This window comes from Paenibacillus sp. HWE-109 (genome assembly GCF_022163125.1).
Classification (GTDB): Bacteria; Bacillota; Bacilli; order Paenibacillales; family NBRC-103111; genus Paenibacillus_E.
This window is the reverse complement of record NZ_CP091881.1, coordinates 1061770-1075351: the sequence shown is the minus strand read 5'-3', so window position 1 is coordinate 1075351 and position 13582 is coordinate 1061770. Positions and strand designations below refer to the sequence as shown.

Genomic DNA, 13582 nt, shown 5'->3' with positions numbered 1-13582 from the left:
AAGAGTCTCCTGTTTTGTTGTATAAGTTACGGTTTGGCGGCCCTCTCAACAGACGCGCCTTCCATCTGCTTGTGAAACTTTCTTGGTGTAAAGCCCGTAATCTGCTTGAATTGACGGCAAAAATGCTCCACGTTGTTGTACCCGCAGCGCAAAGAGACCTCCGCGATGGATAGTGAGCCGTGCAACAAATATTCCTTGGCTTGGCGGATGCGGCTTGTAATCACGTCATCCATACAAGAAATCCCGAAAGTCTTCTTGTAAATTGACTGCAAATACCCAGGACTGATGCGGATAGAGTCGGCCATTCTCGGAACCGCCCAATCCTGGCTAGGATTACTGTAAATGGCGGTCCGAAGCGTCAACAAATTGTAGTATTGGGGCGTAATTACTTCTTGAAAGTAAGATTCTAGCAGCTTGTTAAACAAGGTTCTCAGTAAGCAGTCGATGGATGATTCTTTATAATCTTTTTGAAAAGAGTGTTCGCTGACGAGGAGTTGGAATATTTTATGGCAGTATTCAGGGTCATTCAATGAAAATGGCACTCCGAATGGAAGCGATGTTTCCGTTACATACGATTCGTTGGATTCGAAACGAATCCAGTCGTTCTTATATTGTTCCGCGCAGGCCCGGTAATAAATTTTTTGATGGGGATGGTATAAAACTCCACTGTATGCTGAGTACTCCTTCAATTCTTCATTGACCCAGAACAGGGCAGGGGTATGGGTCACGACGAGCAGCCAACAGTTATGGCCCTCAGGGATATCGAACACAAAATTGCTTGCGTGCGCGGCATCATACTCAACATAGAAAATGTTGGTCATCATGATCCTCCAGTATCAAAAAAATGACAATATATCAATTATTAATTAGCATATATTACTGTTTGAAAACAGTCAACGAAGCAAAGGAACGACGGCTCGTTTGGCACTCTTGCCTAGATCGTTGCCGAATTCCCTCCGGAGCACTGAAAAACTCGGATGACGTATGGCCGAACATCACCGGTACCTGCAAGCGCTTGTTTTGAAGGAACAATTCGAACGCGTTGCCAACACTGAACGTATTGCCGACGACGGTGCCCCAGAACGCCTTGTACTCCAGCATCTTGTCCCGGAGAAAAACCGCATCCAGCTTCCTGGCTTCCGCAAGCAAGGAAACGCCGAGAAATTCGAAGAATTGAACACCTTCCTGTTCGGCTTCCGCTATATCGCGCAGAAACCTGGGCGTGCGGACTCCCGGGTAGAGCTCCGTGAATACCCCGCTCTGCACGATCGCTCTCTGAAAGAGGCCGTTGTTCTACGGTGAAGTAATCGAAGGACGGTGTATTCGTCTAGAATTAGAAAATGAATAAGGGATATATAAGATCATACATATCCCTCATTCATTAAAATTATAATTTTACTTTTTAGCTAATGCATCGGCACGCATTTTAACAATCTTTTGCGCTTTTTCCGTATCCGAGGCAAAGACATCATTCCAACCGAGGCCTATCACATCTTTCTTCATCATTTCCCAAAGCTTGTCGAACTCTGCTTGATTCTTTGCGAATACCATTTTCCAGGATGTGTTCTTTACATAGTCAGAAATCTGGCTGCGTTTGTTTTTAATATCTGATGAATCGCTTCCTAAACTTGTATTGATATTGGGGACGATATCGATCATCTTATGTTTCAGGTAGTAATCTGTTGCGTTTTCTGCATTATAGGTGTTTTGCCAATCCGTCGTTAGCGCTGTCTTGTTCGCTTCAATTGTTGCGGCCCAGTAATTGCTGTTATAGAACTCCCCTGTCTTTGGATCTTTGGCAAAATCGCTTATGATCATCGTGTTCAGTTTGCTTTGTCCGTCCTGATATCCGCCGCCTCCGTACTCATCTGGAACAGGTGTATTTTTCTGGAATGCGGTTTGACCCACCTCGGTCAGCTTAAATTTACCATCTGCCGTCTTTTCGTAGTTGAAGCCTTCAAATCCATTCACATAGTAGCGCAGGCCTTCAGGAGAAGCCAGCCAATCCATGAATTCCATGATCCGATCGGGATCATTGGCTTTGGAACCGATAGCAAATACTCTCCCATTGCCGTAATAGGCATCGCTTGCCTGAATGATGTGCGTGTCAGCGATCGGGATCGCAACATTCCCGTCACCCTTTTTACCTCTTTCAATTGAATTGTAGAACCCTGTTTCCCATGAGTACCACAAAAGGAGTACCTGCTTGTTGGTCAGCTTTTCCGATACTTTGTTCCAATCCTGGGTTGGCGAGTCAGGGTCAACCAAACCCATCTGATTTGCTTTATAATAAAATTGCAGAATTTTCTTGTACATACTGTTGTCATCGATGAGTGGAACGATGTCGCCTTTTGCATTCAACTGGATGGTCGTGGTTCCTTCTGGCTGCTCATAACCGTACCAATTGCTCAACCAGCGTGCATTTTCCATAGTGCCTCTGCTGTCCCAGTCCTTCCACAAAGTGATCGGAGCTATCGGTTTACCGTCCGGCGTCTTCGGATATTTCTCATGCATAAGTTTCAGCACATTCAAAAGATCATCCAGATTGTTCAGCTCGGGAGCCCCAACTCCCTTGTAATAATCCCAAGGCATTATAGGGCTTGAGTAAGGGATCTGCTCCGAGTATGTCGTTGGTGAAGTATCTGCCTCAAAAGTCGGCAAAGCATAAATCTTGCCATCCGGATTTACTTTTTGGAATGCTGCATTGAAAGGTTTGAAATGATTGTCCACATATTTGGACAGGTTCTGGGTATTTTTGAGCTTACCCGTGAGGTCCATAATTAGACCGGCTGGAATTAATTCTTCCAACTGATTATTATTGACGATCAAGAGATCGCCTAAATTTCCTGCTGCCGATCTTGTCTTGTATAGCTGATCGCCGGCAACCTGAGGAGCAAGAATGTTCAATGTGATATTGAACTTATCCTTAATAAGCTTTCCATACCACCCTTTCTGCTCGCCTTGATAATTTGCTGCATTGTCAAAAACGGTAATGGTCAACGGTTTACTGTGATCTATTGCTGTACTAGCCTTGGATGTAGCTTCAGTACCGGAGTCTGGTGACTTACTTGGTTCCGTTGATGCAGCCTTATTGTTAGATTCGTCTCCACACCCGGTCAATGCTACCGAAACCATGAACAGGCTAGCAAACAATAACAACATCGGTTTTTTTACTGCTTTACTCGATTTACTCATACTTAGGCCCCCTATTCTTTCAATTTATTAAACCAGTGCAAGTTATCCTTTCACTGCACCGATCATAATCCCCTTTACAAAAAACCTTTGGAAAATCGGATAAACCAGCAAAATGGGCGCTACAACAATAATGGTCACCGTCATTCGAATTGACGTAGTGGTTTGCTTTGTTGCCAGACTTGCGATCGCTGTCGAACCGGCATTCTGCAGGTTTACCATGCTGGATATGGAACTTGCCTGATTGATATAGTTATATAGGATAAACTGTAAGCTATAAAGCTTGCTCTCCGTGACCAACAACAATGTGTCCTGGAAGGAGTTCCACTGATCCACTGCAGCGAATATGGCAACTGTAGCCAATATGGGCTTACAGATGGGCAACATGATTTTGAAAAAAAGGGTCATGGTCCCGGCCCCGTCGATACTTGCCGCATGCTGCAATTCCTTCGGCGTTGATTCCACGAAAGTCTTTACAAGAATGATGAAAAACGGAGCTACGATTGTCGGGAGAATATAGGCCAAAAAATTGTTTGTCAGATGCAAAGACCTCATGGTCAAATACCACGGAATAACCCCGGCATTAAAAAACATGGTTAAAACCGTATAGCGATACCATAATTTTCGCCTCCACATATCCTCCTGGGTAAACATGAATCCTAGGAAGGCGGAAGCCCCTACCGTCAAAGCGGTTCCAATCACGGTCCTTCCTACAGATACAACGGCTGCATCCCACAACCCCGGTATTTTAAACGCATCCACGTAGTTATGAAATTGGATATTTATCGGGTAAAAGATAACATCACCTTTGGCACTGATATCGTTTGCGCTTATCGTATTAATAACGATGGAATAAAAGGGATAGACACATATAAGCGCATACAGGGAAAACAGGAAATATATTAAAACAGTAATCATTTTGTCTGTTGGGCTGACCTGGACTTTAATTTTTCTAGTGAGATGGCTGCCAGGCACTTTATCATTCGGCGCCAGCCCTGCTGCTGTATCACTCATACAATACTCTCTCCTCTTAGTCTTTTAGATAGTCCGTTCACAGAAAAGAGAAGTACAACACTAATCAAGCTCTTTAGCATACTGATCGCGACGGACACAGAATAGCTGCCGCCCCCCATTGCCAGGTTGTAAACATATAAGTCTAAAGCCTGTATGGAATCCTTGTTAAATGCATTTTGAAATACGAAATATTGCTCCAAGCCATTATTCAGAAAACTCGCAATTTGCAGCATCAACAAAACAAAATAGGTCGGCACCATACTCGGCAATACGACATGCCAGATCACCCGCATTCTTGTCGCGCCATCTACATAAGCTGCTTCATATAGAGAATCATCTATCCCCATAATCGCCGCTATATACAATATGGCTGACCAGCCCAATGTTTTCCAAGTTGTCCATATCCACATCATAATCCAAACATGGTCGGAGTTTTGAAGAAGTAATACCGGGGAATCGATAAATCCAAGTTGTTTCAAAAGGCCGTTGACTATACCCTCACTAGAGAACATTGAAAATGCCAGTGAATAGACCAATACCCAGCTGATGAAGTTCGGCAAGGTTGTTACCGTCTGTATAAACCTCCGGAAACGTACGGATTTGATCTCAGTTAGGAATATGGCAAAAATCATTGGAAGCCAGGAGAATAGCAGATTCAAGCCACTCATCCCAAACGTGTTCTTAAGGATTTGAAGGGTTTGATCGATCTTTACTTGGTTTTCGACCAAGGTATGAAACCACTTCAGACCAACAAACGGCGATTGAGACAGCGGAATCGGCGGCGTATAGTCAAAGAATGCATAAACCCAACCATATAACGGGTAATATGCAAAGACACCAAGTAAAACCATAAAAGGCATAATAAATAGGAATTTTATTATTGAGATGCTTTTCTTGCTGTGTTTTTCTATTCGTACCATGTCAGGCCCCCTATTTATATTTAACGTATTTATTGACAAATAACGATATCCAAAAAAAACATGAATTGCCGAAATGGCAGTTTCGCTCTACTCCAACGCAAAAGGTCAACGATGAATTTGAGGACACAGCTTGTGTTGATAGCGTTTTCATTCGTTTCGTTAAAGCTATTATAAGATATCATTTTTTTCAAAACAATGACCTATTCTCATCGATTATTGATCTATTCTCATATAGCTCGGTGAATCACAATGATTGTGTCCCTTTTTGTTCTTCTACCTTCCACAGAAAATCGCCATCAGCAAATACAGTAAGCAGGATCATGAGGTTGTGCGATATGTTGATGAATTCAACCGCAAAGAGGGCAGACGAATGCATTCGACCTGCCCTTTCCTTTTCGTATGCAATTAACCGATCCCTTTTGCATTCAGTTTGCTTATCCGATTACACGCCAGAATGCTTTTTTAGGCTGAAATTCCCCATCGAATAGAAACGGCCAGTTCTTTCTGCCGCGAACTGGGAAGTTGTCTAACCAGGTATAGTTGTCTGCCGCTCCCCAGAAAGTTACCGACGTAATGACTTCTCGATAATCCTTAAATAGCCTGAAGATATCTTCGTACCGCTGCTCCTGCAGCTCAACCATCTGCGCAGTGGGTACCAACAGATCAGTCCTCCGGTCCTCGAATTGGAACATGGAAAGATCTAACTCGGTGATGTGAAGCTCCAGATTGAGGGACGCATAAAGCTCGATTGCTTGCCGTATTTCATCCAAGGAAGGACCATAGACATTCCAATGTCCCTGCATGCCGATTCCATGGATAGGAACCCCCTTCTCCTTCAATGAACGGACGAGAGTATAAATCTTGTCCCGTTTGACTGGCTCTGTCTCGTTGTAGTCGTTATAGAATAGAAGGGCATTCGAATCAGCTTCATGTGCTGCCTCGAAGGCATGGCGGATATAATCCTCCCCGAGAATATCCAGCCATTTGGTACTTCGCATCACCAGGTCCGCCTTATCTTCTATCGCTTCATTGACTACATCCCACGCATATATCCTGCCCTTATAACGACCTGCTACCGTACGGATATGCTCCTGCATACGCAAGAGAACCATTTCTTTGCTGGCTGCACCGCCAGAAGGGCCTTCAAACACCCAATCGGAAGTTTGATTATGCCAAACCATCGTATGCCCCCGAACGGCAATCCCGTTCTGCAAAGCGAAATCCATTATTTCATCCGCTGCCTCAAATGTATACCGATCTTCCTCTGGATGGATCTCCTCGAACTTCATCTGGTTCTCCGCGGTAATGCTGTTGTAATGCCGGGCGATGAAGTCCCCTTCGGAACGGATGGTCTTCGTGCTAACAGCAGCCCCGATTCTGAATATTCCATTATAAACCTCGTGTAAGTTCGGTACTTTGTTGTTCATAGATTGGCAAGCCTCCTCATCATACCCTGTTTAAACAGGCCTTCTATGCTATATGATATAGAATCTGAATACACTTACCATTCACAGATTAAAGATCTTCCCCCCTATTCTGTTAGGTTTTGCTTAATTGTCTGTACACGGCCGGCTTGTCGGATACACGTTTCTCAAACTCTTTGAGGAAATGATGATAGTTAGCATATCCAATCTGCTCCGAGATCACACGAATCGTTTCATCCGATTCACACAGCATTCGCTTCGCCTCATGAATGCGCAGATCATGAATATACTCAATCATGCCTACGCCGCACCGCTTCATGAACGCTTGGCCTAAATAAACCGGGTTCATGAAAAACCTTTCTCCAATATCCTTAATTGTTAACGTTTCCCGATAATGTTCTTGAATATAACGCTCAATGACCCGAAGAGGATGGCCCGAGAATTTGTCTTTATGCTGCTTCAGCTGGCTCAAAAAATGCTGCATATAAACCTGCAGGGATTCTTCTACTTCTTTTAAGCACCGATGCTCCTTTCTCCAAAAATCGCGAATACGAGGCAGCTCCTCTGAATCAATGCCCATCTCCCGCATGACGGCTGCGCTCTTCAGAATAATGCGGATGACCAACAAATGGACAACCTCTCGAGCCGTTTTATTATCAGATATCATCACAAACATTTGTTTAATCAGTTCTCCAACTCGTTTCTCCTGAAGCGCCTCGATCGCAATGTGAATGTCGTCTACGATAGAAACCGCATTGAGATCGTAGTTGATGCGCTTGTGATGGATCGTTTCGTAATCGAGTGGACCACCGGATACATGAAAGAAATGATGCACCGAAGTCTCTAAAGAACCTGCATACGAGTCTGCAATATGACGAAGGGCGTCCACCCGTGGACCTATCGACAAACAGCATTCGATACCTTGCTCGCGCAGGTCTTCGTATACCTGTTGAGCCCATTCCTCGATCCCGGGGAAAGACTCCATGACAAGGCCGTCCTGACTTCCAAACAAGTCAATTGCATAAGCATTTCGCGAATGGAAGTAGCGGGCATCCAGCTCCTGTGCTGGGCTATCAAGCCACTCGACATGAATATACCTCCAGCCCTGATCTCCTTGTTCCAAGGGATCTAGTATCTTCCCAACGTTCCCGTCTGCTGCCGAAATTTCCCCCCGAAGCATCTGAGCAAGCAGCGTCGGTACTAGACGGTCGGAAACGAGGTCATGGCGGACCTTTTGCTGTTCTCGGTGCTGCAGCTCCCCAATAACGAATTGAATGACAGCCTCCCACTCCCTATCCAAAGCCGGCTTAAGCAAATAATGCTTCACCCCATACCTCAGGGCAGAGCGCGCGTATTCGAAATCATTGTAGCCGCTTAAGATGATGAATACCGGATCGCTGCCAGCCTTTTGCACCCGATCGATCAATTCTAATCCGTCAATTACCGGCATCCGAATATCGGTCACCACGAGATCAGGCTTACAGGCTTCAATGCAGGCTAATGCTTCTTCGCCGTTTTCGCACATTGCCACGATTTCAAAGCCAAGCTCTTCCCATTCGACCATGAGCCTTATTCCTTCTAAGGCGAAAGGCTCGTCATCAGCAAAAATAACCTTATACATGTCCACGGGCCTCCTCCTGATTCTTGATTAAACTCAGAGGGATTTGTATGGTAACACTTGTCTTTTCGAAGGGAACACTTTCAATATGAAAAAGAGAACGTTCCGCGTAAAACAGATTTAAGCGGCGGTACACATTGCGAAGTCCGATGTTCTTGCCGTTGTCTTCTCCCTTAAATAGACTCTGAACAATCTCATCCAGTTTCTCACTGTTCATTCCGATTCCGTTATCTTCGACCTTCATGAGCATGTTCATCTCTGCTCTCTCTACAGATATCCGAATTCTGCGATTTCCTTTGACCGATTGAAGCCCATGCTTGCAAGAGTTCTCAACGAGCGATTGAATACTCATCTTCGGGATTCGATACGACAGAACAGAGTCGTCAATGGACAATTCATAATGAAACCGATCCTGGAATCGGAACTTCTCGATTTGGAGGTACATGGCAGTAAAGTTTAACTCTTCCTCTACCGTCACCAAATCCTCTTTCCAGCTCAACAGTCTTCTCAGAAGCTGAGACAAGTTTTGAATAATTTCCGTCACATGCTCATAGCGATATTTCTTACAGACGACGAGAATCGCGTTTAACGTATTAAACAGGAAGTGAGGATCTACCTGACTTTGCAAATATTTCAGCTCTGCCTGCACGCGTTCGAGCTCCAAATCTTTTTTTTGTATTTCGAGCTTGTAAACGTCATTGATCAAATTGCGTATTTTCCCTGTCATCAAATTAAAGCTGCGAAGAAGATTGCCAATCTCATCTTTCCCCTCATACATCGTGATGGGTTCAAACCTTTCATTTTTCAACAAATTCATATGCTTGGAGAGCTTTCTTACCCGGAAATTAAAGGAATGCATAATAATATAAATCAATATCGTCGGAATGATCGTAGAGATGAGCGTCAGCCAGGTAAAAAAGTGGATGACCCCTTTCCTCTCCTCCGCGATTCGACTCCCTTCTGGTACCCCGACCAGTCGCCAATTAAAAACGTAACTGGCCGTACCAAGAGGAATGATGAAGCTCTTCTCAGGTAAGCCTGTCAACTGAAATTCCTTTGAGACAGGCAGAGTCGGCAGCAAAGGGTCAGCACTTTTAAACTTACCTGCCGATTCCAGAACAAGCCGATTTTCCTCATCCACTAGCTTGATTAGCAGGTAATTGTGTTCTTTATCAAATAGCTCCATCAGCTTATCCATCCGAATATCGATACGCAGATATTTGGAGAATTTCATGAGGTCAGGGAAATTGTCCAGCTTTCGAATGATGCTGACATATACCATTTTCTCCTCGGGATTCATGGGATTCGTATCCAAATAAGAGGTCACTGTGACCTTATCTTTCTTTTCGTTCATCTTCTGATACCATTCACTCTTCAAATCATTGGGCTTAAACATAAAGTAGCTTCCACCATTGGATAGTGTTGGGTTCGTGGTGTATACGCCAATCCAAGAGATGTAGGGATAAATATTCGGATACTGTCCTAATTTGTCTCGGAGATAACTATCATATTCTTCGTAATAGGCAACATTATCCGAGTACGTATATTCAAGCATTTCATTAAAAATACGGTCAGCGGATACGGCGTTGCCGATCACCACACCTTCGTTCACCATTTGCATGATTTCATTTCCGACACGATCCAAGGAAATTCGCAAGTTGTCCATCACTCTACGTTCCGTGTTCCTGCTATCCTGCAGGTAAAATAAACTGTTTATACACAAAATGGGAAGCAGCACACACATCAAATAAACGATTAAAAACTTGAATTTCAGCGGAATATCATTGACTATATGTAACAGATTCCATTTCCGGCTCATAGTCGTTCTCCTTGTCAGTCGTATATTAGCCCTTTTTGTAAGATGAGGGTAACAGGCCGGTAAGTGCCTTGAATTTGGTTACGAACTGTTCGGAATCTGAGTAACCGAGACGATCGGCGACATCGGATATTTTCAGTTCTTCACGACGAAGTAATTTTTTGGCTTCGTCAATTCGTACGACATGTAAATATTCATTAAAGGTGAGGCCGACTTGTTTCTTGAACCTCTGGCCAAAGTAGGCCGGATTCAACCGAAAATGCTCTGCAACATGCTGGAGTTGCAGCTTTTCGCTGTAATGCGATTTAACGTAGTCCTCCGCTGCCGAAATGACGGCATCTTGGCCTATACCCTTCTTCAGGCTTATCCACTCTGCAGCTTGCAAGAATTCCTGCATGACCTTGCGTTCCAAGAGGCTGATATCCATTGGAACGGTTGGAGCAATCCAATTTGGAGCCCATACAGGCTCACCGCTGGATTGGGTAATAGCCTTAAGAATTTCAAGCTTAATATTGCCTAAATAAGCTCTCACCCAAGATTCAGAGACAGACTGCCTCGAAAGCGCGACGAATAATTGGTGCACATGGGCTCGCACCGTTTCTGAACACCCGCTCCCTATGGCATCTAGGATGGATTCCGTCATTCCAACAAATGCAGGCAGCGTCTCAACTGACTGCTCTCCCTGATAGATGTAGATCCCTTCAGCTCCAGAAGGGAACTTGCACATTTCCGCCATAAGTCCCTCACGGAATGCTTCTTTTAACGCATGCGGTCCCTTGTGTTCGCCGCTTACTGAAAACGAGAGCGAACTGCCCCACTTATTTCGGACACCAGCAACTAACTCTATAATTATTGCGGGAGAAGGTACAGGCGCCTCTGGCCCCGAGACCAGCAAGAATCCCTGTCGTTCTATGCCAATGCCAAATGGAAATAATGTCGCTTGAGGAAGCTTGATCATATCCTCAATAACCTGCTTCAGATTCAATTGGGCCTGTGCCTGAACGTCAGGTTCAAGTAAGATGCAGCGAATGCTGGAACTTTCATGAAGATTCAACAAGGCGTTCGCCTGATCCATCCATTTCTGCCCGATTTCTCCCTGCATCAGTTTTGAAATCGTTTCCAATCGTAAGCGATCCAAGGCAGCACTTTCGTACTGATTGTGAGTTTCACGGGCCTGAATCGTATTTACGACCGCTTCCACTGCAGCAACAAGCTCCCCTTCATTTAAAGGTTTCATCAAATAATTAGCCACACCATGTCGCATAGCTCTTTTGGCATATTCGAAATCTGCGTATCCACTCAAAATAATAAACTCCACCTCAGGGTGTAGATTGGCAGCTAGTTCAATCAGTTCCAATCCATCTATGACAGGCATACGAACATCCGTCAGCACCAAATGAGGCCGTGTCGACGCCATCATGGCTAATGCGTCTTCGCCATCCAACGCTTCCCCGCATACTTCAAAGCCTAACTTATGCCAATCAATCATTAACCGCAGTCCCTCTAGCATGTAGGGCTCGTCATCAGCAAACATGACCCTTAACATGGGATACACCTCATTTCAGGGAGTCGATATGGCTATTATAAAGGATAGGATGCGTTTAAATAAAGCAAAAACCGTCCCAGCTCCGAGCTGAAACGGAAAATGATTATCATCATGGTTTACTACTGCTTACTCTTTGACACTTCCAAGATTCATTCCGACGATAAAATACCTTTGCAGGAAAGGATAAACGAATAGAATCGGAACCGCTGCCACAATCGTAATCGCAGCACGTATGGAAGAAGGCGTAACCATGGCCTTCGTTTGATTTGTGTTTGCCCCTGCCATCAGACCGGGATCGTTGTTGCTGCTCATCGTTGATCCAAGCAGCTTCATCATTTCGTACTGAAGTGTACTCAGCTTCAAATCAGACGAAGCATACAAGAACGTATCGAACCAGGTATTCCAAGATCCAACCGCAATAAACAAGGAAATGGTCGCTAGCACTGGCGTACACAATGGGAGGATAATCCTCAAAAATATGGTGAAATCACCGGCTCCGTCCATTTTCGCAGACTCAACCAAGCCTGATGGAAGCGTTCGAATATACGTCCGAATGACAATGAGATTAAATGCATTCACCATTCCCGGGAGCACATACACCCAGAAGTTATTCAAAAGTCCCAAGCTTTTGATTAGAAAGTAGTTAGGAATTAATCCCGCATTAAAATACATCGTCAACACAAAAATTAAACCGATGATTTTACGAAAAAGATAGTGGGGCTGTGCAAGTGTATACGCTAACATGGCGGTAAGGAATACACCTATCACCGTCGATGTAATCGTACGAGCGACTGAAATCCACGCCGCATGGTAAATCGTACCTGAAAGGAAAATCGCCTTATAATTTTGCAATGACCATGAACGAGGCCATATATAGATGCCTCCCCGAAGCGCATCATTGCCCTCATTAAATGAAATCGTTAGTGTATGAAGGAACGGATATAATGTTACTATAGCAAGAACGAGCATGAAGATGCCGTTAATCGTATGGAACAGAATCGGCTCTATCCGAATTCTGCGCGCAGTCGTTGTTCCCATCGTCATCTCTCCTTTATATCAACCGCTCTTCACCAAGGCGCTTGGCGGTAGAATTTGCAATTAGAATAAGGATTATGCTTACAACTGTTTTGAAAATACCTGCCGCAGTGGCCAGCGAATAGTTGCCTTGAGCAATCCCGTACTTGAGAACGAAAATATCAATCGTTTGCGACCAGTCGACGATCAATCCATTGCCGAGCAGGTACTGAATTTCAAAGCCTGCATCCAGAATATGTCCGATATTCATGATTAATAGAATGATAAATGTCGACTTGATCCCAGGCAGTGTGACGTACAGGATCTTCTGGTAACGGTTTGCACCGTCGATTCCGGCAGACTCATACAGCGACGGATCAATCGAGGTGATAGCTGCAAGGTAAATGATCGTATTCCATCCCACCTCTTTCCATACATTAGACAAGCCCACAATCCCCCAAAAATATTTCCCCTCGCTAAGCCACATGATAGGTTCTGTGATGATGTGCATCTTCATCAGCAGCTGATTAACGATTCCATCATCAACGGATAGGGAAGTCGCTACAATACCCGCAGCAATGATCCACGACAGAAAATGAGGCAGATAAGAAATCGTTTGGATGGACCGTTTCCAGAAACGAACTTTAATTTCATTCAGTAAAAGAGCTAAAATAATGGCTGTTGCAAAGCTAAGAACCAAATTGATCATACTCATGGCAAGCGTGTTGCGAAGCACAGTCAAGAACGTATCATCTTGAAAGAGAAATTTAAAATGCTTCAACCCCACCCACTGCTGTTTGGAAAATTTCAAAGCCGGACGATAATTCTGGAACGCCATCAACCAGCCCCAAATCGGTACATAATTGAAAATCAGAATATAAATCACGATGGGAAACGACATCAGAATTAACTGCTTCTGATTTTTGATCGTCTTCCAACTTAAACCGACGCCGATTTCCGGATCAATTTTTTGCTCTTTCTTTGGTCTTTTGGACAGTATGGTCTCGGCCATCGACATTCCCTCCTAGGAAGTAAAGC

General features: G+C 44.4%; 11 protein-coding genes. All 11 read right to left on the bottom strand.

Annotation, left to right across the window (positions count from 1 at the left end; translation table 11 throughout):
• Positions 1 to 26 precede the first annotated feature (26 nt).
• Entirely contained in the window at positions 27 to 824 is a 798-nt protein-coding gene (locus LOZ80_RS04495; protein ID WP_238170292.1) for a helix-turn-helix transcriptional regulator, read from the bottom strand.
• A gap of 52 nt (positions 825 to 876) precedes the next feature.
• Complete coding sequence (locus LOZ80_RS04490; protein ID WP_238170291.1) at positions 877 to 1266, bottom strand: hypothetical protein; 390 nt, start codon at positions 1264 to 1266, stop codon at positions 877 to 879.
• 129 nt (positions 1267 to 1395) lie between these two features.
• Positions 1396 to 3195, bottom strand: a complete 1800-nt coding sequence (locus tag LOZ80_RS04485) for a type 2 periplasmic-binding domain-containing protein (protein WP_238170290.1) — start codon at positions 3193 to 3195, stop codon at positions 1396 to 1398.
• Between the two features lie 42 nt (positions 3196 to 3237).
• Positions 3238 to 4206, bottom strand: coding sequence for a carbohydrate ABC transporter permease (locus tag LOZ80_RS04480; protein WP_238170289.1), 969 nt, complete (start codon positions 4204 to 4206; stop codon positions 3238 to 3240).
• Positions 4203 to 5126: an ABC transporter permease subunit gene (locus tag LOZ80_RS04475; RefSeq protein ID WP_238170288.1), complete on the bottom strand. Its 924-nt coding sequence runs from the start codon at positions 5124 to 5126 to the stop codon at positions 4203 to 4205. Before LOZ80_RS04475 ends, LOZ80_RS04480 begins: the two co-directional genes overlap by 4 nt.
• Before the next feature lie 434 nt (positions 5127 to 5560).
• Positions 5561 to 6553 (bottom strand): endo-1,4-beta-xylanase, encoded by a 993-nt coding sequence (locus LOZ80_RS04470; RefSeq protein ID WP_238170287.1) that lies wholly within the window; start codon positions 6551 to 6553, stop codon positions 5561 to 5563.
• Positions 6554 to 6665: 112 nt separating this feature from the next.
• On the bottom strand, positions 6666 to 8171 hold the full coding sequence (locus LOZ80_RS04465; protein WP_238170286.1) for a response regulator transcription factor: 1506 nt from the start codon (positions 8169 to 8171) through the stop codon (positions 6666 to 6668).
• A complete protein-coding gene (locus LOZ80_RS04460) occupies positions 8164 to 9987 on the bottom strand; it encodes a sensor histidine kinase (RefSeq protein ID WP_238170285.1) in 1824 nt (607 codons plus the stop codon). Before LOZ80_RS04460 ends, LOZ80_RS04465 begins: the two co-directional genes overlap by 8 nt.
• A 25-nt stretch (positions 9988 to 10012) precedes the next feature.
• Entirely contained in the window at positions 10013 to 11530 is a 1518-nt protein-coding gene (locus LOZ80_RS04455; protein ID WP_238170284.1) for a response regulator transcription factor, read from the bottom strand.
• A gap of 126 nt (positions 11531 to 11656) precedes the next feature.
• A complete protein-coding gene (locus LOZ80_RS04450; protein ID WP_238170283.1) occupies positions 11657 to 12568 on the bottom strand; it encodes a carbohydrate ABC transporter permease in 912 nt (303 codons plus the stop codon).
• A gap of 13 nt (positions 12569 to 12581) precedes the next feature.
• Complete coding sequence (locus LOZ80_RS04445; RefSeq protein WP_238170282.1) at positions 12582 to 13556, bottom strand: ABC transporter permease; 975 nt, start codon at positions 13554 to 13556, stop codon at positions 12582 to 12584.
• Positions 13557 to 13582 lie beyond the last annotated feature (26 nt).